Origin of the sequence: Nitrospira sp. (assembly GCA_029194675.1) — a bacterium.
Lineage (GTDB): Bacteria > Nitrospirota > Nitrospiria > Nitrospirales > Nitrospiraceae > Nitrospira_D.
In genome coordinates this window covers 38,198-60,133 of record JARFXP010000006.1, presented here as the reverse complement: position 1 = coordinate 60,133, position 21,936 = coordinate 38,198, and the positions used below count along the sequence as shown (strand labels likewise).

Sequence of the window (21,936 nt, the reverse complement as noted above, 5' to 3'; positions counted from 1 at the left end):
GCGAATGTGGGCTAGCTGACGCCGGCAAGCAGTAGTCGGAGGTGATGCGCATGTCGGTAAAAGTCACGGTCGGCCCTCCCGTCATCTCCATTAATCACGAGAATACCTTCTTCATTTCTGAATTCGACGGCTCCATCACGGTTGGCTCCGATCAGGGCCTCTATTCGCGAGACACTCGAACTGGTTGGGCGATGATGCGCTCGTTGATCACTTTGAGCAAACCGTCAAGCCCTGCTTGAAGTGGATCGATGAATACGGAGATCGAGACGTGGACGGATTTCAGGAGTACCAGATCCGTTCCGACAAAGGCTATGAAAACATGGGATGGAAGGATGCGGGCGATGCGGTTCTCTATCCGGACGGCTCGATGGTGAAAGGGCCCAAGGTGCTCTGCGAACTCCAGGGGTACGTCTTCGATGCGAAACGCCGGGCTGCCGAGGGCGCGAAATATTTCGGCGATGCCGACCTGGCGGCGAAGCTCCGGCGAGAAGCCGTGGAGCTGCAGCAACGGTTTGAAGAGCGGTTCTGGTGCGAGGATCTCGGGTACTACGCCTATACCTTGGATGGGGACAAGAAGCCGGTGAAGACGATCGCCTCCAATGCGGGCCATCTCTTATGGAGCGATATCGTCCGTCAGGACCGAGCGGAACGAGTGGGGTAGCGCCCAGCAAGGTAGCAAGATTTCGGCCGAAAGCGAGCCTACGGCCTTCGCCGTCAGGTTACCCGAAGTGCGTTGATATCATCTCTTCCGCATCGTGATTTCTGCAAACATGCGTTTTCTTTTCCTCTCTCCTAGTTCGGCATCAACAGGGGATTCACCCAGTAGGACTCTTATAGTACAACAGCGTAGGTTTGAACCGTGAGCGGCATGAGGTGGGACTACAGACCTGGAAGCGATCACGGATGGAACCATCCTTCCTCGGAGAATATTCAAAGTGATCGTGGACAGGGGGCTGGCACCCGATTACAAGGTCAGACGGGATGTCTGGGAAGCCTTTAAACAGACCCCTGCGCTCGAAAGCAATCCAACCGTCCAGGTCTCAGTGCGTAAGGCCGAGGTGACCCTCAAGGGCGACGTTCTTGATGACCTGTCAAAGACAGCGGCCGGAAGGGCGGCCGAGGGCGTCCATGGGGTCAAAAAAGTGATCAATCACTTGCAGGTGGTGGAGCAGCTGCCTCCGCAGAAGCTCGATAACCGCGAGATCGTCCGCTGACCGGTCACCGGAGGTCAAACTCAAGGAACGCACATCGTCGTCATTGCGCTGTCGGTATTGCTGCTGTTGATGAAGCGTGGCACGTCCCTGGTCAACTGTGCGCAAGAAACTCGTCGACACGGGTGTCAGATCCCACCAACTGACCTGATCCGAAATTTGAACGTGATGCTGACATATGACATCGACGAACGACAGTTCAAGGTGGGCGACCGACGGTTTGCATGATCAAGGAGGACTGCAATGGCCGAACATTCATCATCACAGACCGGACCGGATCTCACTGAGGGAGTTCCGTTAGCGGATATCGTTGAAGGCGGTATGGTGACAGGCCATGTCGGTGGCGAGCCGGCTCTGCTCGTGCGTCAGGGTGGCGAGCTGTTTGCCATCGGTGCGCTGTGCACGCATTATGGGGCGCCGCTGGGTAGCGGGCTGCTGGTCAATGATACGATCCGGTGTCCGTGGCACCATGCCTGTTTCAATGTCCGCACAGGCCAGGCTCTTCGGCCGCCCGCTCTCAATGATCTGAAATGCTGGCGTGTAGAGCGGCGTGACGGCCGCGCCCTCGTGCGCGAAGCATTGTCGACAGCACAACCACCAAAATTGGTGGCCGCAGATCTTCCTGAATCAGTTGTGATCGTCGGAGGCGGCGCAGCCGGATACGCTGCGGCCCAGACGTTGCGCCGGGACGGCTATCAAGGTCCCGTGACGATGTTGAGCGCTGATCTTGCGTTGCCGTACGATCGTCCGAATTTGTCGAAAGATTATCTCGCCGGGACTGCGCAGCCAGATTGGATCCCTCTACGGTCTCCGGCGTTCTACGAGGATCATCACATCGATGTGCGATGTGAGAGCCGCGTCATCAAGCTCGATCCCGCCCAGAGATCCCTCACTCTCTCAGATGACAGTCGGGTGACCTATGGTGCATTACTGCTCGCCACAGGCGCCGAACCCATCCGGCTCTCGGTTCCCGGCGCCACCTTGCCACACGTAAGCGTGCTCCGTACTCTGGCGGACTGTAGTGCCATGATCGACCGAATAGGGACGGCACATCGCTGCGTCGTGGTTGGCGCAAGCTTCATAGGTCTCGAAGTCGCGGCGTCATTACGAGCGCGCGGATTGGAGGTACAGGTTGTCGCCCCAGAGGCTCGTCCGATGGAGCGCATTCTCGGCGCGGCACTCGGGGATATGGTGAGGGCGCTTCATGAATCTCATGGGGTTGTGTTTCATCTCGGCGCCACCGTCACCAAGATTGAACCGGATCGCGTCAGGCTATCGACCGGCAGGGAATTGGCCGCTGATCTGGTGGTGACGGGCATTGGAGTTCGCCCGGAAGTGGCCGTGGCCAAGGAGGCGGGCCTCACAGTAGATCGAGGAGTCGTCGTCGATGGATTTCTGCAAACGAATGTCCCGAACACCTACGCGGCCGGCGATATTGCCCGCTGGCCAGACCAGAGGACGGGAGACCACATTCGTGTGGAACATTGGGTGGTCGCGGAGCGCCAAGGTGTCGTTGCCGCGCGGAATATCCTTGGACAGCGGCAGCGCTTTGCAGCGGTGCCATTCTTCTGGAGCCAGCACTATGATACACGCATCAATTATGTGGGCCATGCAGAGCAATGGAATCGCTTGGAGATTGACGGTGATCCCGCCGCGCGTGACTGCACAGTCACCTATTGGCGAAACAACAAACGGCTTGCTGTCGCGACCGTTGGGCGTGACCTGGAGAGTCTGCGAGCGGAGGTCGCGTTCGAGCAGGAGGTGCTACTGGCGTGAATGAGGAGGATGCAAGATGGCTAAGAAGTTCAGGATCGGTGACCATGTGAGCTGGAACTCCGAGGCGGGCCGGGTCTCGGGAACCATCATTGCCATCCACACCAAGGATTTTAACTACAAGGGCCATGTCCATCACGCTTCGGGAACAGCTCCTCAATACGAAATCAAAAGCGATAAGACCGATCATATCGCGGCCCATAAGGGCAGCGTCCTTGAACTCGCAGATGAGAAGGGCGACATGTGAAGCTTCCATGCTTCATGATCGGCCATTCCACCCGAAGCATCGAGGAGTTCGTGGAGCTGTTGCGGGGAGCCGACATCGCTCTTGTCGGCGATATCAGAACGGCTCCGAGGTCGATGGCCCGTCCGAACCGTCTCACGGCGATCAGGAAAATCTGACCACAATGGCGCATGACCAGGGGAGACAGGATGACACAGGCACAACACCGGGCATCCATCATCGAGCAATTCACCAGGCAAGCCGGTCCCTTCGCGGACCTGCCCGAACATTCGCAGGAGTCTGCCTTCCGGCTCATGCTTGAATCGACCGGCGTCACATCGCGCGATACCGTGCTCGACGTCGCCTGTGGCCCTGGGCTGGTGGCCTGCGCCTTCGCGGCGCGAGCCGCACGGGTCACGGGAATCGACATCACGCCTGCCATGATCGACAAGGCGCGGCAGATCCAAAGGGACAAAGGGCTCACGAACGTGGAATGGAACAACGCCGATGTCGTGCCGCTGCCCTATGCAGACGAATCCTTTTCCATGGTGATCACCAGGTATTCCTTTCATCATTTCCTCGACCCCTTCCAGGTGTTCGCGGAAATGCACCGGGTGTGCAAAAAGGACGGGGTGTTGATGGTCGTCGATGTCGCGATTCAGTGGGAAAAAAGAGCGGCCTACGATCACCTTGAGAAACTGCGGGATCCGTCCCACACCAGCGCCTGCACGCCGGAAGAACTGCTCGGCATGGCTGAACGGTTGAAGCTCGCTCGCGTCACAACCTACTGGCACAGGCTCGCGATGGAACTCGAGCGGCAATTGGCTGCATCGTTTCCTCGTCCCGGCGACGACGAGACGATCCGCGCACTCTTGCGCAACGATATCGGACAGGACCGTCTTGGGATGGGCGCCCATTGGGTCGGTACGGAAATCCATTTCGCTTACCCCACGCTCATCCTCGTCGGGAGGAAGGGAATGTGCTGATTCGGAAGGGGGGGTAATCGAGGAGAACAACAATGTTGACAATCACGAAATGGAGCAGCCTTATCATCGGGCGCTGTGGGCTACCTGTATTGCAACGCCGGTGCAGGCTCAGACCCAGAGCATGAGACGGCCGATCGAGGGGAAAGGAAGGTGAGCAATGGTCATGGCGAAGTCCGACGCGATCGTCTTCTTCGGGGCCAGCGGCGATCTTGCATACAAGAAGATTTTTCCGGCCCTGCAGGCCATGGCGAGGCGCGGTCATCTCGAGATGCCGGTCATCGGGGTCGCCAAGGACGAGTGGAATCTCGAACGGTTGAGGAGCCGGATCCGCGAGAGTCTAATCGAGCACGGTGGGCTGGATGAGCAGGCCTTCGTGAAGTTGTCGGGGCTGCTCCGGTACGTCTGCGGCGATTATCGCGACAAGGCGACCTTCGAACGATTGCGTACAGAACTCGAGGGCGCCGAGCGCCCTCTGTGCTATTTGGCCATTCCTCCGAGTATGTTCTCCATCGCGATCGAAGGGCTGGCGCAGGCCGGGTGTCTGAAGAACGCGCGCGTGGTGGTTGAGAAACCCTTCGGTCGAGACCTGGCTTCCGCGCAGGCGCTCAACCGCACACTTCGCGCCCACTTCCCGGAGCAAGCCGTCTTCCGGATCGACCACTACCTCGGAAAGGAGCCGGTCCAGAACCTCATCTACTTCCGTTTCGCCAATCCATTCCTTGAAGCCGGCTGGAACCGCCACCACGTTGAACGCGTGCAGATCACGATGGCCGAACGCTTCGGCGTCGCGGGCCGCGGCCGCTTCTATGAGGAAACGGGGGCGATTCGGGATGTGGCGCAGAACCACATGTTGATGGTGATCGCGTCATTGGCCATGGAGCAACCGGCCGGGAGCGACCATAAGTCGATTCGGGATGAGCGGGTCAAGGTCCTCAAGGCGATCCGGCCGCTCAATCCGTCGGATGTCGTGCGGGGTCAGTTTCGCGGTTACCGCCGCGAGGAAGGTGTCGCGTCCGATTCGCAGATCGAAACGTTTGCCGCGCTCCGGTTCCATATCGAGAGCGACCGCTGGGCGGGCGTGCCGTTTTATGTGCGGGCCGGCAAGTGTTTGCCCGTGACCGCCACCGAGGTCCTCGTGGAGTTCAAGCGGCCGCCCTGCCCCGTGTTGGACGAAACCGAAGCGCCGCTGCCGAACCACTTTCGTTTTCGGCTCAACCCCGACGTGCTGATCGCCCTCGGTACCAAGGCGAAGGTTCCTGGAGAACTCCTGACGGGAGAACGGATCGAGTTGATCGCGCGTCATTGTTCCGGCGACGAGATGGATTCCTATGAGCGCTTGCTCGGAGATGCCGTCAAAGGTGACCTCACGCTCTTCGGGCGAGAAGACGGCGTAGAAGCCGCGTGGCGTGCCGTAGAGCCGATCCTGGGCATCGCAACTCCGTTATTCGAATATGAGGAACACCTGGGGGCCCAAGGAAGCGGATCGGCTCATCGGAGACGGCGGTTGGCATAACCCGAAGACGGACCCCTGAGCGATCGGAACGATTCCAGAGACCAGGCATGGTAGGATGCTGAGCGTCATTGATGGAGAAGAGCTGCTTATGTCGCCTACAGACATCGTCTTCCTGTTCGACGTGGACAACACGTTGCTGGACAACGATCGGGTGACCGAGGACTTGCAACAATATCTTGAGTGCGAAGTCGGTCATGAGCGTCAGAAACGATATTGGACGATCTTCGAACAGTTGCGGGTCGAGTTGGGCTATGCGGATTATTTAGGGGCCCTTCAACGGTATCGTGCCGAGTATCCGAGGGACCCGCATTTGTTGACGGTCTCTCATTTTCTGATCAATTATCCGTTCGCCGACCGGTTGTACCCGAGCGCGCTCGCGGTCATCGAACATGTCACGCGCTGGGGCACAGTGGTGATCCTCTCGGACGGTGACGTGGTGTTTCAGCCAAGAAAGGTCGAGCGATCCGGCTTGTTCAAAGCCGTACAAGGACGCGTGTTGATCTACATTCACAAGGAACGGGAGCTGGACGATGTGGAGCAGCTCTACCCAGCCGAGCATTACCTGTTGATCGACGACAAGCTCCGCATTCTCTCGGCCGTGAAGACAAGATGGGGCTCACGCGTGACCACGGTATTTCCCCGCCAGGGCCACTATGCACTGGACCAGCAGATACTGGCTCGTTTTCCACCGGCCGACGTGACCATCGACCGTATCGGAGATCTGCTCGACCACGATTTCTCGACCGTGCGACGTTGTAAGAACCGAATGAATTGATCGGCTGCGGGCTTGTCGTGATCGGGTAAGGACCATGGAATTCAGACGGGCAAAGTTGGAGGACATCACAGCCATTCTCGATGTGCAGGCGGCGAACTTCATCGGTAACCTGGAGGATGCGGAACGCTGGGACGGCTTTTTGTCGGTGCAGTTTACACGTGAGCAATTCGAAGAGATGGCAAGCGATGTCGGGATCATCGTAGCCGCCATCGAAGGACATCTGGTCGGTTACCTCTGCGCCTCCTCCTGTGAATTCAATCGACCATTCCCTCTACTCGCCGCCATGATGCGGCAATTCGATGCAATCGACTATCACGCTCGATCGCTCGTGTCCTCTCGTGTGTTCATCTATGGACCGGTTTGCATCGATCGGTCTTACCGTGGCCGAGGACTCCTCCGCGGACTGTACGAAACGTTACAACGGGAAGTCGCCGGACGGTATAACACTGGTGTCGCCTTCGTCGCCGACGATAATCCTCATTCCCTTCATGTCCACGTGAATGGAGTGGGAATGGCTCATGTCGGAGAGTTTGCCTTTTGGGGAAGCAGTATCACATTCTAGCGTGTCGTGTGTCGGGTGAGATAACTTCTTGATGATAACGCAGAATGCATGGTCCGGAACAATCACAAGAACCTTGTCGCTTCGCTCGCTGCAGCCTTGCGGGACAGCCGATCCGATGTTCAAAAACCAAAAAAGAAAGCGTGTGGCTGGAGGATGGGTCGAACGTCCTGAAGATGCGTTGTTCCGCCCCGGTTTATCCGGTTTATGAGGTGAGAGAGTTGCGTTTCCCCTCAAATATCTAGATACTTCCTACTCCAAAAGCGAAAGATCGCGAGGTTTCCTCTGGCAAGAATCTTCCGGAGGCCGGAGTAGTGGTTCTATGTATCAATGGACTGGAATCGAGATCTTTAACCTGCAGCCAAGGAGGGTACTGTGAACGGTCGTACTCAACGGTCACCGGAATGCGTGGGACAGATGAAAAGGAGAAGTCAGATGCGCAAGATGCTGATTGTCGGTTCGATGGTCCTGAGCTTGTCGATGCCGGCGTCCTATGCCTTGGCCGACCAAGGAGGAACGCACGGGCATGGCAAGGGGACCCATATGAAGGTTGCCGGCACAGTATCGGCCATTCAATCGGACCTCATCACCGTGAAGACCGCGTGGGGTCAGATCAGGATTTCCTCCGCCACCGCGCCGAAAAACCTCGAGGTTGGTGAAGAAGTGGAGATGCAGGTCAACGAGAACAATATCGTGGTCGATGTCCATCGTGTAGGAGACCCGTCCCATTCCCATCGCTTCGTCTCCGGCAAGTTGGCCTATGCGTCAAAGGACAAGAAGGAGATCAAACTTTGGACACCCGAGGGTAAGAAGAAGTTTGATGTGCAAACCGGCCGGTCCCAACTCTCAGGCATCAAGGAAGGAACCCCGATCACCATCGAACTGAACGAAGCCGGTAAAGTCATCGATATCCATCGCATGACGGTGGAAATCGAACTGGACGAGCATCCCCACACCCTATCGGGCCACCATCTCACGTTGGACGGAGTCGTGACGAAAATCAATTCCGGCTTGGTGTATGTGAAGACCCCGGTAGGCCAGTACACCATCAATGCCAAGACCGCTCCGTCCGATGCAGCGGTCGGCGACAAGGTGACGTTGTGGCTCAACGAAGAAAACCTGGTGATCGACCACCATGGGAAACATAAGAATAAACCGGGGAAGCACCGTCTGATTACCGGCAAGCTGATTTATGCCGGATTGACCAAGCAGGAAATCAAACTGTGGACACCGGAGGGCGAGAAGGTGTTTCCGCTGGACCGGATGGAAGTGAAGACCAAGCCGATCGAGGAAGGCACGATGATCACCATTGAATTGGACGAGCAGGGAACCGTCATCGATCTTCGAAAGGCGGAGTAACAGGCGACAGGGAACGCGGCGCGCGCATAGTCAAACCTATGCGCGCGCCGAATGATCATCATGCGTTATGTATACAGTCCGGTACGTTTGGCGCAGCGGAATGTGAACTAAAGACCTCACGCTCCTAGAGTCTGATCAGACAGCCTACCGTCACCTGGCACGTTCGTTCGCCCCGGCAGCCGCACCCGGAGCTTCATTCCAGAAAAGCGGACGTCTACAACCAGGATGAGGTGTCACGCGTACCGGTCGGCCATGGTGCCGTCATCAGCGCCTTCAGTTCCGACAAAACCGGCTCGCTCAACATCCTCGATCTCGGCGACTGCTGCACCAGTACCGAGTTAACGGGAGTCAAACCGGCTGAGCATCAAAGGCATGGGCATGACACGGATTATCATAGTGGGCGGGGGATTTGCCGGGGTGAAGTGCGCAAGGGCTTTGCGGAAGAGGTTGTCGGCGAACGCTTGCGAAATCGTTCTGTTCAGCCAAGAAAACAACATGGTGTTCTATCCGTTGTTGGCCGAAGTGGCTGGGGCCGCGATCAACCCTGGTGCGGTCACGGTGCCGTTGCGTCAGATGCTGCCCGGAGTTCGCTGTCGAACCGAAGAGGTTCGCCAAATCGACCTGGTCACATCCGAAGTGGAATACGAAAGCTACGACGGCCGTCCAGGTCGCGTGATGTTTGATCATGCCGTGCTGGCCTGCGGCACATCGGTCAATCTGAGTGCGGTCCCTGGTATGGCCGACCATGCGTTCCCCCTGAAATCCGTGGGCGATGCCATGGTCTTACGGTTTCACGTGATGGAACAACTTGAAAAAGCGGAAGTCTGCGACGACCCGGAGCGGCGACGCTGGTATCTCTCGTTCGTAGTGGTCGGCGGCGGCTTTACCGGAGTGGAGGTGGCCGGCGAGATCAACGATCTGATCAGAGCCAGCGCGCGGTACTATAGCAACTTCAGCAGCCGTGAAGTCACTGTGACGTTGGTGCACCGCCGCGATCAGATTTTGCCGGAAGTGAGCCCGACATTGCGCGAGTTTGCCCGAACGAAGATGGAGGAAGCCGGCATTCACATGGTACTCAACGGACGCGCCATATCGGCGACGGCCGAGGGCGTCGAGCTGCATGACGGTCGAGTGCTCCGCGGCGCCACGGTCGTTTGCACGATCGGCACCACCGCACCGCTTTTGGTTCATCGGCTCGATGTGCCCAAGGAGGGCGGCCGGCTCCTGACCGATCCGGATATGCGTGTGCGCGGCGTATCGAATCTCTGGGCAGTGGGAGACTGCGCCCACATTGTCAATGCCTATGACGGCCAGGCCTCGCCGACGACCGGGCAGTTTGCCGAACGGCAAGGGCGGCAAGCGGCGGAGAACATCATTCGTGCACTACAGGGTGAATCCACCAGGCCGTTCTTCTTCAAGCCGCTGGGGCAACTGTGCGGGATCGGAGAGCGGAAGGCGGTCGCAGAAATTATGGGTGTGCGTCTCTCCGGGTTTCCGGCTTGGTGGCTGTGGCGAACCGTGTATCTACTGAAATCACCGTCTTGGTCCCGCCGGATCAAAGTTGCGTTCGACTGGACTTGGGAGCTGTTCTTTCCGCGCGACCTGGCGCATCCGAGGGTCAACCAAACGGAACGGATCGCCAGGGCTCATTATCGGCCCGGCGACTTGATCTTTGCCGAAGGTGAGCCGGCGATGAGTTTCTATGTGATCGAACAGGGCGAGGTCGAAGTCCTCCGGCTTGACCCTACAGGACAACAGCAGCTTATGGCGGTGCTTGGACCGGGAGAGTTTTTCGGCGAGATCGCGCTCCTCGACGGCAACGTGCGCATCGGGAGCGTCCGTGCCCGCACCACGGTTGAGGTGCTCGTGATGGGCAAGGAGGTCTTCTCGAAAATTTCCGGAGCGCTGACTCCCTTCCGCAATCTCGTCGCTCAGGCGTTGCGGTGGCGGCGACCCAGATTGAACCGATCCTTGAGCCACGCGTGGACGGCTCTCGAACGCCGACCGCTGTCCGAGTTCATGGAAGCGGTTCCGGACCACCGCCTTTCCCCTGAGGATACGTTTGAAAGCACCGTTTGCATGTTTGATGGGCTTGCGGTGGAATATCTAAGCGTCTTGGATGAGAAGGGACATTTGGAAGGCATTGTCACCAGAAACGAATTGTTTGAAGCTTTTGCGCAAGGGAAGCAGCCGTCAACCAAGGTGTGGGATTTCATGCGCGCCGATCCCCTTACGGTGACTCCGGATGATAGGAGCCTGATGGTCGGCGACTTGATGAGTCGGCACGACATCGACTGGCTCCCCGTGGTCGAGAACCAGGACAATCGTCGTCTGATCGGCCTCGTTCGGTCTGAGAAAATGCTGCGCTGGCTGGTGGAACAATCCTCGCTCGATTTTCGAGGTCCTGACCGGTGAGATCGTACTCAATCACGGGCATCACTATGACCTTGAGCTGACGCGCCTCAAGCGGCGAACCACTTCTCTGGGAGGAGTTGAGGAGGCTTCATAATAGGGTCATTGAATTATGACTACAGTCGCAGAGGCGTCTATCAATTCGTTGGATGTGCGAATCTCACCCGATGGCGGGACGCTCACGCTCTTTATGACGGGACGGTGGGATTCGGGCACGACCGGGAAGTGGTGGCAACAAGGCCGACAGCTACTGACACAAGGGAAACCACGTCGTCTCGTGATCGATGCGTCAGGCGTGAGCTATTGTGACGGCGCTGGGGTTGCATTCCTGATCGACCTTCAGCAGTTGCAGATCCGCACCGGCGGTGATGCCGCAATTCAAGGGCTGCGGGAAGAAGTCCGGCGCCTTCTGGACATCTATGGGCGCATCTCAATTGAGCGTCCTCCGGGACGCCGCCGTGAGCCGCTTTCGATCATTGAGCAGGTTGGAAAAGCCACGGCTGAATTGTGGCGGGACCTTCAGTCCCTTCTGACCTTCGTCGGGGAGCTGGCGGTGATGTTACTCCGTGCTGCCTGCCGTCCCCGTCTTGTACGATGGCGAGATGCCTGGCTTGCGGCGGAGCAGTCCGGGGTTGATGCGCTTCCCATCATTGCACTGATCGGCGTGCTGCTCGGACTCATCTTGGCGTTTCAGTCCGCCATTCCGATGCGCCGGTTTGGGGCGGACATTTTCGTCGCCAATCTCCTGGGATTAGCGATGCTCCGCGAGATGGGCCCCTTGATCACCGCAATTATCCTGGCCGGCCGGTCCGGTTCGGCTTTTGCCGCAGAACTGGGAACCATGAAGGTCAGGGAAGAAATCGACGCGCTGCGTACGATGGGGCTTGAACCGGTCCGATTCCTCGTTCTGCCGCGTGTCATAGCGGCGGTGGCGATGATCCCGGTCTTGACGGTGTTCGCCAACCTGTTCGGTTTGATGGGAGGAGCGATAGTGATGCGGTCGCTGGGGTATCCGCTGGTCACCTATGTGAACCAAGTCCTGTCGGACGTGACAGTGGGGGACCTCATGGGTGGGCTGCTGAAATCATTCGTCTACGGCATTGTGGTAGCCGCCATCGGCTGCCTTCGCGGTTTGGAGACCAAAACAGGCGCCAGTGCGGTCGGCCAATCGACTACCAGCGCAGTCGTCAGCGGCATCGTGCTCATCGCCATTGTGGATGGCCTCTTTGCCGTGGTTTTCTATGCCTTAGGCTTGTAACAGTTGCACGTCATGCTCCCGAATGAGGACAGGCCCATCATTCAAGTGCAACACTTCACCGCCGCCTACGATGGCTCAGTGGTGATCGACGACATCTCTTTCGAGATCCATCGTGGCGAGGTCTTCGCCATTCTCGGGGGATCCGGCAGTGGCAAGAGCACATTGCTGAAACACATGATCGGTCTTTACCGGCCCGCCGCCGGGCAGATCTTCATCGGCGGGAAGGACATCGTGACGGCCGAGGGAGAGGAGCGCATCAATATTCTCAAGGGCATCGGGGTCGCGTATCAGATGGGCGCCCTGTTCGGTTCCATGACCCTGTTGGAAAATGTCCGGCTGCCTCTGGAAGAATACACAGCCCTTCCGTCGGATGCCATGGATTTGATCGCTCGCATGAAACTCAAGTTGGTCGGGCTGGAAACGTTCCTGGATTACCTGCCGTCCGAACTCAGCGGCGGCATGCAGAAACGTGCGGCCATCGCGCGCGCCATGGCGCTTGACCCGCACATTCTCTTTCTGGATGAGCCCTCTGCGGGACTCGACCCGATTACCTCGGCAGAACTCGACCGATTGATTCTCGACCTTGCCCGCAATCTTGCGATCACGTTCGTCATCGTCACACATGAGCTGTCGAGCATTTACAGCATCGCCGATCGGGTGATCATGTTGGACAAGGGGGTCAAAAAGATCGTCGCGATAGGACGGCCTCAGGAGTTACGCGAGCAGGCCACCAATCCCTGGGTGCGTCAATTTCTTAATCCTGCTGTGTCGACCGAGACCGCCGGAAAGGACAGGGGTGGAGAGCGATGAGCGCCAAGGCCAACTATCATAAGATCGGCGTCTTTCTCGTGCTCGGATTGGTCACAGCGATCATCGCGATCGTCGCGCTGAGTGGAGGGAAGTGGTTCAAGAAGGTGGTGTATTGGGAAAGCTATTTTGACGAATCCGTCCAAGGCCTCGCGGTCGGATCGCCGATCAAGTATCGCGGCGTGCAGGTCGGAACGGTCGAAGCGATCGATTTCGTGGGCGATGTCTATCGGGCAGAACTCGGCAAAGAAGACTTGCAGCGCTATGGGCGCTATATCCTCGTCCGTGGAGCCGCCGCTGATCTGGCGCCCCATCTCACGGAAGAAGAAAAAAAAGCGGAGCGTGGCGGCAGGATTACAGCGGGGCTTCGGGTCCGGCTGGCCTCGCAAGGCGTGACTGGCGTGGTGTACTTAGAAGCGGATTACCTCGATCCGGAAGAGTATCCGGCACTAGAAGTGCCGTGGAAACCTCAAGCTGTGTATCTGCCTTCTGCTCCGAGCAACCTGAGTATATTGGGTACTGCTCTCCATACCATAGCCAGAGATCTGGAAAAAGCCGACATCCACACAATAGCCAGACATCTCGATAGCCTTGTACTGGAAGTGACGAAAGTGGCCAAAGACACAAATATGCAAGCATTGAGTAGCCAGACAGGCCGAGTGCTGGCCGAGCTTGAGAGGATCGCTCAACAAGGTCGCCTGGTTCTGGAGCGCCCTGAGTTGATAAGCATCGTGTCGGACGCAGCCCGCACGATGGAAGGGGCAAAAAACTTGGTCATGGAGTTGTCACACATCTCCAAACAGATTAGGATCGCGTCCGACAGGTTTCCAGATGCCTCGAACCGGTTGGAGAAGAGCCTCCGGCGAGTAGACACGCTGCTCGCAAATAAGAGTCAAGATATCGAGGACACAGTGGAGAATCTCCGAATCATCTCAGAGAACCTTCGGGGAATAACCGACAATGCGAAACAATATCCCGCTCAAGTGTTCTTGGGCGAACCTCCGCCTCGGGCAGGGGCAACAAAGCGATAACCCATCTGGGATAGCAGTGCCGGATTTCATCGGCGTCTGCCTTGTCGTGCTCGTGCTTGGCGGTTGCGTGAATCTCGACAGGAGCTATCCGGAGAAGCACTCCTATATTCTGGAGGCGGTACACCCAGGTGAGACGCGTGCCTCGATTCCTGAGACCGTCCTGAAGGTTCGAAAATTTCGAGTCTCGCCGGCTTTTGAAGGAAAGGAGTTGGTGTATCGCACGAGCGATGCACGTTACGAAGGAGACTTCTACAACGAGTGGTTTGTCCCACCCAATGCCATGATCACCCAACAGGTCATGAACTGGCTGACAAGGGCCGGCCTGTTTCAGTATGTCATGGGTTCGTCAGGGCCATTGCCCGCCACGCACATGCTCGAGGGGACCCTGACGGCACTATATGGAGATTATCGTGCGACTCCTGCAAAGGCTGTTCTGGTTGTCCAATTCTTCCTCCTTCATGAGGCGTCAGGTCAGGCAGAGGTTCTGTGGCATCAGGAGTATCGGAAAGAAGTGAACGTCATGGAACAGAAGCCCGAGGCGCTCGTGTCCGGCTGGAATGAGGCTCTTCGCCTTATCTTGAGTGCTCTTGATGAAGACCTCACTCGAACAATCCGGCGTCAGTGACCCGGGAATCAGTTCACCGGTATGGCCGACCATGCGTTTCATCTGAAATCCGTGGACGATGCTATGGCCTTGCGATTTCATGTGATGGAACAACTTGAAAAAGCGGAAGTCTGTGATGACTTAGAGCGGCGACGGTGGTGGAGTTTGCCGAGCAGGGCTATCCCCTGGTGGAGCTCGACTGCGGCTAGTACTGGTGGAAGAACGACAGGTTCGATATCGAAAAATGATGGGCGCCTCTTGCGCCTTGATGGTTTTCGGTTGCCTCAGGTGAATGGATAGTCTGCATCAGCTTGAGGTCATTATTCTGCTGCTTGCCGTCGTCCTGGTTCTGACGACGGTAGCACAACGAATTCTGATCCCTTACCCGATTCTGCTGGTGATCGGCGGGCTCCTCTTGGCCATTGTCCCGGGGATGCCCACGGTCACGCTCAACCCCGACCTCATCTTTTTGGTATTCCTGCCGCCCATCCTTTGGGCGGCCGCCTATTTCACATCCTGGCGAGATTTCCGCCGGAACATCCGTCCGATCTCACTCTTGGCGGTGGGGCTTGTACTGGCGACCACGGCGGCTGTCGCCGGAGTCGCCCATGCTGTGTTGGGGTTCGGTTGGGCTGAAGCCGTTGCACTCGGCGCCATCGTTTCTCCACCGGACGCCGTATCGGCCACCGCCATCGGCAAACGGCTCAACATGCCGCGCCGGATCGTCACGATCCTGGAAGGCGAAAGTCTTGTCAACGATGCAACGGCATTGGTCCTCTATCAGGCCGCCGTCGCAGCAGTCGTCAGCGGCGGTTTCGTGGTGGGAGAGGCGCTGCTCCACTTTGTGTATGCTGCGGTTGCGGGCGTCATGGTCGGAGTTCTGGTCGGATGGGTGACGCGAAGGGCGCTCCATGCCATTGGGGACAGCTTTACCGAGATCGCAGCGACGTTATTGGCTCCCTACGTGGCATGGGTGATTGGCGAAGTGATCCATGCCTCCGCCGTACTGTCCTGCGTTGCCGGTGGCTTATACCTACGGCAACACTTCAGCAAGGTAGTCGCGCCGATCACCAGGCTCCATGGACGTGCCGTGTGGGATTTGGTCGTATTCGTGCTGAACGGTGTGATCTTCATCCTGATCGGTTTGCAGCTCGGCACACTCCGAGAGACCGTTCCCTCGGATCGACTGTGGTCTCTCGCTATCGGCGGGACGCTCATTAGTGGGGCAGCCATCGTCGTTCGATTGGCATGGGTTCCCTTGAGCGCGACAATCCCCCGATACCTGAGCCCAACGCTCCGCGCCCGAGATCCGCTGCCGCCATGGCCGCATATTTTTTTGGTGGCCTGGACGGGCATGCGGGGAATTGTGACCTTGGCTGCAGCGATGGCGTTGCCGGTATCAATCGGCACCGGCACACCATTTCCCTTCCGGTCTGAAATCATCCTCCTCAGCTTTACAGTGATTCTTGCCACGTTAGTCGTCCAAGGGCTGACGTTGCCTCCGTTGATCCGGACACTCGGAGTGAGCGGCGGTTCGGAGGGAGAGGAGGAAGAAATGCAGGCTCGCCACCAGGCTGCCGGCGCGGCATTGTCCCGTCTGAGCGAATTGACAAAGGAAGATTGGCCGAAACCGACTCATGTCGAACAATTGGAATTACATTATGGCCGACGCCTGCGGCGTTTCTCGCCGGATGCCGAGATCGATCCTGATTGTAAGAAAGAAACGAGCGAAGCCTTTCTTCGGCTCAGAGAAAAGACCTTGGCAGCCGAACGTTCGGCGTTGATTCGGCTCCGGGATGAGGGCACGATCAGCGACGAAGTGTTGCACCGCTTGGAACAGGAGCTGGATGTCGAAGCGCTCCGTCTCGGCTTAGGCGAGCAACGACACAGGGGCTGAGGTGTGGCTTCAGGAGCCGTTCGATACGTATCCAGGAACGTACTTGCTCCGACGGGTCCACTGGAGCATTCTATGTGTCTTTCGGCCAGGATGAGGAAAGTTTCTACGATTCTTGCACCAAGGCGAGTTCGCGCGAGTCGGTGGGTTGTATCGCACGGGTGATACGGGTGTTCAAACAGACGGACGAGACAAGTGGGAATAATTCTGGTGTCAGGGGGAACCGATGCCTCGCTCATCCGACAAGATTCACATCGTCATTATCAACGGCAGCGTGCGTCCGGGAAACTACACGAACATGGCATCTGCCCTCGTCCTTGACGAACTGAAGAAGCATCCAAAGGTCTCAACTGAGGTCATTGACCCTGTCACGTTGAATCTGCCACCGCCTGGGACCGACCCACAGTCTAAGGATGCGAAACAGCTCCAACAGAAAGTGGGACAAGCCACGGGGATCATTCTGGCCACGCCTGAGTACTATGGCAGTTTCAGCAGTGTGATGAAGCACGTCATCGAAAGTCTCGGCTATCCGTCCGCCTTGACCGGTAAACCGGTTGCGTTACTAGGTATTGCGGGCGGCACGATCGGTGCCGTGAAATCTTTAGAGCATCTGCGGAGCGTAGTCTCCCATGTCGGAGGGGTCGTGTTGCCGATGCCGATCTCAATCGCGAATGTCCGCAGCGTCTTCGACGACGAGGGCAAATGCCTGGACGCTGAGGCGGAGCAGCTGATCCGCAGCGTCGGCACAAACCTTCTCACCTACATCGAGCACAATGTCTGTCCTCGGGTGATGCTCGATCGACTACTGAGCGAGGGAGGAAAACTACCACCGAAGGTCGTTGGAATTTAGGCGGTCCACCATGATCCGTCTAGACACAAGAGAAGGTCCGCTCTGTCCAAAGCGGGGAAGGTCTGTGGGGGCATTTTTACGCGAGTGATAAGACGCATGGTCGTGAGTGACGAGATCGTCAAGATCTACACCAAGTATCAAGGCGGGCTTCAAGCTTCAGGTCTACAATCGTACGGCTGAGAAAGCCGCGGGCTTGGTGGCGCAAGGGGCAAGACTTGTCTGTCAGCCCGGCGACGCGGCCGAGCCCGGCGGAATCGCGATCACCGTGTTGGCGGATGATCGGGCGCTGGTCCGGTGACATACAACCTTGCCGGGTGATGAGCGGATGTCCTATGCAACGACACGACTTCACCTCAGGTCTCTAAGGCTCCACCAGGTCATCCTCAGAGTTAATACGCATCCGCATTATTCCCTCCACGCACGCACCAGACATTATGACTGTCCGTTATTTTGATGTCGTGCACCATGCCCATGACGAAGCCTACGTTCCATGCGTGGGTCGGTTTACCAGCGAACGATGTCGCCGACCAATAGTGAGCAGCTTGGGCATTAGCGAAGGGATGTCCTGCCGGCAGAGTGGGGCCCGGTGATACGGAAGGATCCACCAGGCTTGCCAGTTCGTGCACCGATGGGAGTCTCCAACCCATGCGTCCGCCGATCTTTCGGCTCGTACACTGAAATCGTGCACCCAACCAATTCACGGTTTTCGTCTCCGGCGATTGTTCCCAGACCAGTCCTGTCTCATTGTCCCGCACCGCTGCCCCGCCGAAATCACTCAAGACGGTAAACCGAGAGGTGCCGGGTAACTTCTTGTCCCAGCTTTGGGTCAGGCTCTGAAAATCTGTCGACGGAGTTGGTGTCTCAGCCGACGCATTTCCTAAGCCCCAACCCGCGAGAATCAGGCTCCCGAGCACTAACCCTGCGACTCCGGCTCCACTCGCTCCTAGCCTGCATTATTCACGATGAGCTGGATCACGTCAGGGGAGCAGCACCGTGAAGGTGTCGAGCCTGGAAATGGCAGGGACTGGCCTCTTGAAAAGCGTGTTTCTCACAATCGAGCCGTCAGCCGGCCCTATGGACGCGTAGCGAGGGCTGGTGCAGCGACACGTCTCCCGTCGTGTGTGCGGACTGCGACCGGTTTCTTCCTGCCGCGAGTGCCGTTAGCCGGGTGTAGCGCCGACCGCGATGGCGACGCGGCGCCAGGTGTCGCCCCAGGAGGCGCATTGCGGCAAGTGCAAGACGAGTCGGCGAACGGATCGTTCCACCCACACGGCCAGCTTCAGCAGCCGCTCCCGCAACGTGGCGACCTGCGCCGTGGCGCAGGCGGTCCCCTGAGCGCGCCGCCGCAAGTCTTGGAGCAGCACGTACGCCGCAGTGGTGAGCAGGACCCGAAATTGATTGGCCCAGAACCGCGAGCAACTCGTCCGCCCCAACGCCAGCTTGTTGTGCAACTCCTTGAGGCGGTTCTCCATCTCGCCGCGCTGACAATAGACGGCATAGACCGTCGCCGGGGCCTCACGCAGATTGGTCACGACGAAACGGGGATTGCATTTGGGATCCCGCCCGGGCCGCCGCACGACTTCAGCCTTGATGATCACCCGCCGCCGATGCGCCCAACTCCGGGCCGCATAGCGGGTCTCCCCGTAGACGTGCTCGGTGCGGCCGCTGTACTTGGACAGGCCATAGGCCTCGCCCAAGAGCCGCCCCGCGCGCCGCACCAGCCGCGCGTTGCTCGCCAGCCCCACCACATACTCGACCCGTTGCGTCTCCAAAACGTCGAGCCACTCGTTCCCGGCGAAGCCGCCATCGACACGCACCCGCAGCGCGGCCCCCGGGAACGCCTGCCGCAGGCGGCGCACCAGCGTGCGCAGCAGACCAGCGGCGCCGCACGTCGCCGGACTGTTGCCGGGGCGGAGCACGATCGCGACCAGATACGGCTCGGCTTCGTCGTTGAAGGTCAGCGTCGCCACCAAGGGCAAGTAGCACCACGTGCCATAGTGCCCATTGAAGAAGGTGAATGCCTGCTGCCCATGGGTGGGATCATCCGTCGGGTCCAGATCAATCGTGATGCGCTGCGCGTGCCCCTTCAGCCGCTCTCGATGGTGCGCGATCACCGTCACCGCCAGGGTCCGTCCCATCCGCGCCAAGGTCCACGGTCCCACCGCGTTCTCAAAGCGCGACAGGGTCGGCTGCGAGGCCAAGGCCGCTCCCGTCACCGGATCTCGTCCCACGGCCAGTTTGTGCAGCGGATCCTCTGCCAGCCGGGCGGCGTCGTTCGCATCCTCGTAGCCACAGGCCAGGCCGAAGAGCCGTTGGCGCAGCAGCTCCCGCACCGTGTGTCGAATCTTGTCGGGATCCCGGCGGTCCACCAAACACCCGGCCAACCGATCGGTCAACTGGAGCTGGGCATCCAGGGCCTTCAGCAACACCGCTCCACCATCGGTGCTGGCCTGGGTCTGGTCGAACCGAGCGACGACCGGCCGCAGTTTGTCATAGAATTCGAACGTCACTTGCGGTATACAATCTGTCGCCATCGGGTTTCTCCTTCCCTGGGTATAGAAGCGCCTGAACACCGCTCCTATAGCACAGTTCGGAGCCTCGATGGCTTTTTTGTGTCACGAGTCGTGAATCATCCGGGCTAGGTTCCTGCTTCGCATGATGCCCCCTCCTCCTTGTGATTGTTGCATCGACATATTCGTTTCATGTCCCCATCGGCATCTTCAATGTCCGATACAGAGCTGTTTAATGTAAGCCAGAAAAGTTGCTCCCCGGCCATGCACTATGTTGGGATTAGACTTTGGCAAGTGCGGTCGCCGCCTCGTCGATCAGTCCAGACACCTCGACCGGTTTTGACGCCAACAGTACGGGGCCCTGCTGCTGTACCACTCCTTTTTGTAGGAGTTCCCTAACAACCTGAATCATGCAGCTCAATTTTGAGATCTGTGGCGAACTTCAAGTCCTCTGTCTTTCCTGAAGTCACGTGAGGCGCCGTTCAGATAATTGGATCCCCGAGTCTCCTAAACGACTCTTTCACTCCACCACGGCCCGTAGCATCCAGGCCATCTTTTCATGTCGCTCCATGAGTCCGGTGAGAAAATCGTTCGTACCGGAGTCGTGAAACTTATCGCCACAACTTTCAAGATCCACTCGCAACGACTGAATAATCTCTTCATGACCCATTAATAACTTCTTGACCATCTCAATGGCGCTCAAAGATTTCTCAAGCTGTTCCTTCAGTCTCGTGTGTTTCAGAAACTCAGTGAGGGTGGGAGGCCATTGTACGAGGGTAGCGAACTAAGGCGCAAGTCTAGGCCCACCGTGGAGAACCGTCAGGCCGTAACGAAGTGCCGGAGCTTTATGCTTGAAAGTAACAAGGCGAACCGATGCAGGGTCATGAACTGATAGACGAGAGGGGAGCAACCGGAGAGAACAAATCAGGCCATGCAAAGCTGCATAGCCCACAAGAAAACCAGCTATGAAAAACCGACAAACTTTCCCTTGCCCCAATCGGACAGCCTTTGCTACGGTGTAATTTCTTCACTGAACATGCGACTAGGATTCTACCGAGTGGTGGTCTCAATCGATGTCACACTCGCATGAAGGGAAACCATGCATCTTCAATTCACGAATCAAGCGAGAGGAGGAAAGCCATGACAAATAAGGATGCCGAAGCTGGCAAAGTACCCACTCCGGATCCGGCTGAGGATAACGCCTTCTTTCCTTCGGCCTACTCCCTAGAAAAGTACACCTCGTCCAAATCCGATCTGGAAGGGGCGGACTACCCAAGCCCCTATCGCGAGGGGAAATGGAAGGTACTGATGATTGCCTCTGATGAGAGATACCTTCTCATGCAGAACGGCACGATGTTTTCCACAGGAAACCACCCGGTTGAAATGCTGCTTCCGATGTACCATATGAACAAGGCCGGCTTCGAATTCGACATCGCGACTTTGTCGGGCAACCCCGTCAAGCTGGAACTTTGGGCGTTGCCGAAAGAAGACGAAGCTGTCCAGAGCGTATATCACAAGTACTTGGAAAAACTTAAAAGCCCGCTCAAGCTTTCGGATGTTATCGAGAACAAACTTGGAGAAGACTCAAAGTATATAGCTGTCTTCATCCCGGGGGGGCATGGTGCCCTAATTGGAATCCCTCACAGCGAAGACATCAAGCATGTTCTCGAATGGGCGATGAGGAAGGACAAATATGTTATTTCCCAATGCCATGGGCCGGCGGCGTTGCTATCGGCGGCGCTCGGGGAGTCCAAGGATGACTTCATGTATAAGGGCTACAAGATCTGTGTCTTCCCCGATTCCATCGACAAGAAAAATCCCGATATCGGATACATGCCTGGTCCGATGCCATGGTTTGTCGCCGAGAAGCTGAAGGAACTCGGTGTTGAGATCCTCAATAGCGACATCACCGGAAAAACCCACCAAGATAGGAAGCTCATTACCGGTGATAGTCAGTTTGCGTCTAACAATGTTGAAAAAGCAAGTGCTCAGGCTCTTCTGAAAGAGGTTGGGCTGAGCTAGAGCATGAAATGTCCAGAGAGGAGAACCGCGATGACGACTAAACCCCACATCGTCTTAGTGCATGGAGCTTGGGGCGACGGTTCACGTTAGCGGCACGTCATTCCACCGCTGCACGCGAAGGGCTATCGAATTTGTGCGACGCAGAACCC

At 57.7% G+C, this 21,936-nt stretch carries 23 protein-coding genes; 19 read left to right on the top strand and 4 right to left on the bottom strand.

Annotation, left to right across the window (positions count from 1 at the left end; all coding sequences use genetic code 11):
- The first annotated feature begins 184 nt into the window (after positions 1 to 184).
- From P0120_22125 to P0120_22040, 18 genes are all read left to right on the top strand, one after another.
- On the top strand, positions 185 to 661 hold the full coding sequence (locus P0120_22125) for a hypothetical protein (GenBank protein MDF0677006.1): 477 nt from the start codon (positions 185 to 187) through the stop codon (positions 659 to 661).
- A 274-nt stretch (positions 662 to 935) separates the two neighbouring features.
- Positions 936 to 1,214, top strand: coding sequence for a BON domain-containing protein (locus P0120_22120; GenBank protein MDF0677005.1), 279 nt, complete (start codon positions 936 to 938; stop codon positions 1,212 to 1,214).
- Positions 1,215 to 1,454: 240 nt separating this feature from the next.
- Entirely contained in the window at positions 1,455 to 2,987 is a 1,533-nt protein-coding gene (locus P0120_22115) for an FAD-dependent oxidoreductase (GenBank protein MDF0677004.1), read from the top strand.
- Positions 2,988 to 3,003: 16 nt separating this feature from the next.
- Entirely contained in the window at positions 3,004 to 3,231 is a 228-nt protein-coding gene (locus P0120_22110) for a DUF2945 domain-containing protein (GenBank protein MDF0677003.1), read from the top strand.
- Positions 3,228 to 3,386, top strand: coding sequence for a hypothetical protein (locus P0120_22105; GenBank protein MDF0677002.1), 159 nt, complete (start codon positions 3,228 to 3,230; stop codon positions 3,384 to 3,386). The genes P0120_22110 and P0120_22105 overlap by 4 nt, the downstream gene beginning before the upstream one ends.
- A 30-nt stretch (positions 3,387 to 3,416) precedes the next feature.
- Positions 3,417 to 4,193, top strand: coding sequence for a class I SAM-dependent methyltransferase (locus P0120_22100; protein MDF0677001.1), 777 nt, complete (start codon positions 3,417 to 3,419; stop codon positions 4,191 to 4,193).
- Between the two features lie 163 nt (positions 4,194 to 4,356).
- Positions 4,357 to 5,706, top strand: coding sequence for a glucose-6-phosphate dehydrogenase (gene zwf / locus P0120_22095; protein MDF0677000.1), 1,350 nt, complete (start codon positions 4,357 to 4,359; stop codon positions 5,704 to 5,706).
- A 55-nt stretch (positions 5,707 to 5,761) separates the two neighbouring features.
- Entirely contained in the window at positions 5,762 to 6,481 is a 720-nt protein-coding gene (locus P0120_22090; protein MDF0676999.1) for an HAD family hydrolase, read from the top strand.
- A 34-nt stretch (positions 6,482 to 6,515) separates the two neighbouring features.
- Positions 6,516 to 7,043: a GNAT family N-acetyltransferase gene (locus P0120_22085; protein MDF0676998.1), complete on the top strand. Its 528-nt coding sequence runs from the start codon at positions 6,516 to 6,518 to the stop codon at positions 7,041 to 7,043.
- Positions 7,044 to 7,475: 432 nt separating this feature from the next.
- Positions 7,476 to 8,399: a hypothetical protein gene (locus P0120_22080; protein MDF0676997.1), complete on the top strand. Its 924-nt coding sequence runs from the start codon at positions 7,476 to 7,478 to the stop codon at positions 8,397 to 8,399.
- 378 nt (positions 8,400 to 8,777) lie between these two features.
- Positions 8,778 to 10,814, top strand: coding sequence for an FAD-dependent oxidoreductase (locus tag P0120_22075; protein MDF0676996.1), 2,037 nt, complete (start codon positions 8,778 to 8,780; stop codon positions 10,812 to 10,814).
- 109 nt (positions 10,815 to 10,923) lie between these two features.
- Complete coding sequence (locus P0120_22070; protein MDF0676995.1) at positions 10,924 to 12,069, top strand: MlaE family lipid ABC transporter permease subunit; 1,146 nt, start codon at positions 10,924 to 10,926, stop codon at positions 12,067 to 12,069.
- 12 nt (positions 12,070 to 12,081) lie between these two features.
- Positions 12,082 to 12,879 (top strand): ATP-binding cassette domain-containing protein, encoded by a 798-nt coding sequence (locus tag P0120_22065; GenBank protein ID MDF0676994.1) that lies wholly within the window; start codon positions 12,082 to 12,084, stop codon positions 12,877 to 12,879.
- Complete coding sequence (locus P0120_22060) at positions 12,876 to 13,907, top strand: MlaD family protein (protein MDF0676993.1); 1,032 nt, start codon at positions 12,876 to 12,878, stop codon at positions 13,905 to 13,907. Before P0120_22065 ends, P0120_22060 begins: the two co-directional genes overlap by 4 nt.
- 16 nt (positions 13,908 to 13,923) lie before the next feature.
- Positions 13,924 to 14,532 carry an ABC-type transport auxiliary lipoprotein family protein gene (locus tag P0120_22055; protein MDF0676992.1) on the top strand — a complete coding sequence of 203 codons (609 nt, stop codon included), beginning with the start codon at positions 13,924 to 13,926 and terminating at the stop codon, positions 14,530 to 14,532.
- A gap of 271 nt (positions 14,533 to 14,803) precedes the next feature.
- Complete coding sequence (locus P0120_22050; protein ID MDF0676991.1) at positions 14,804 to 16,408, top strand: Na+/H+ antiporter; 1,605 nt, start codon at positions 14,804 to 14,806, stop codon at positions 16,406 to 16,408.
- 223 nt (positions 16,409 to 16,631) lie between these two features.
- Entirely contained in the window at positions 16,632 to 17,255 is a 624-nt protein-coding gene (locus P0120_22045) for an NAD(P)H-dependent oxidoreductase (GenBank protein MDF0676990.1), read from the top strand.
- A gap of 106 nt (positions 17,256 to 17,361) precedes the next feature.
- The gene (locus tag P0120_22040; protein MDF0676989.1) at positions 17,362 to 17,553 is read left to right on the top strand and encodes an NAD(P)-binding domain-containing protein; all 192 of its coding nucleotides are present in this window, start codon (positions 17,362 to 17,364) and stop codon (positions 17,551 to 17,553) included.
- A gap of 91 nt (positions 17,554 to 17,644) precedes the next feature.
- Here P0120_22040 and P0120_22035 read toward each other — a convergent pair whose 3' ends face one another.
- The 4 genes from P0120_22035 to P0120_22020 all read right to left on the bottom strand — a co-directional run bounded on the left by P0120_22035 (position 17,645) and on the right by P0120_22020 (position 20,468).
- On the bottom strand, positions 17,645 to 18,169 hold the full coding sequence (locus P0120_22035) for a DUF1566 domain-containing protein (GenBank protein ID MDF0676988.1): 525 nt from the start codon (positions 18,167 to 18,169) through the stop codon (positions 17,645 to 17,647).
- 246 nt (positions 18,170 to 18,415) lie between these two features.
- Positions 18,416 to 19,789: an IS1380 family transposase gene (locus P0120_22030; GenBank protein MDF0676987.1), complete on the bottom strand. Its 1,374-nt coding sequence runs from the start codon at positions 19,787 to 19,789 to the stop codon at positions 18,416 to 18,418.
- Between the two features lie 256 nt (positions 19,790 to 20,045).
- Positions 20,046 to 20,177, bottom strand: coding sequence for a hypothetical protein (locus P0120_22025; protein ID MDF0676986.1), 132 nt, complete (start codon positions 20,175 to 20,177; stop codon positions 20,046 to 20,048).
- Between the two features lie 108 nt (positions 20,178 to 20,285).
- The gene (locus P0120_22020) at positions 20,286 to 20,468 is read right to left on the bottom strand and encodes a ferritin-like domain-containing protein (protein ID MDF0676985.1); all 183 of its coding nucleotides are present in this window, start codon (positions 20,466 to 20,468) and stop codon (positions 20,286 to 20,288) included.
- Between the two features lie 437 nt (positions 20,469 to 20,905).
- Here P0120_22020 and hchA point away from each other — a divergent pair, with 437 nt between their 5' ends.
- Positions 20,906 to 21,787: a protein deglycase HchA gene (gene hchA / locus P0120_22015; protein MDF0676984.1), complete on the top strand. Its 882-nt coding sequence runs from the start codon at positions 20,906 to 20,908 to the stop codon at positions 21,785 to 21,787.
- Positions 21,788 to 21,936: the final 149 nt, after the last annotated feature.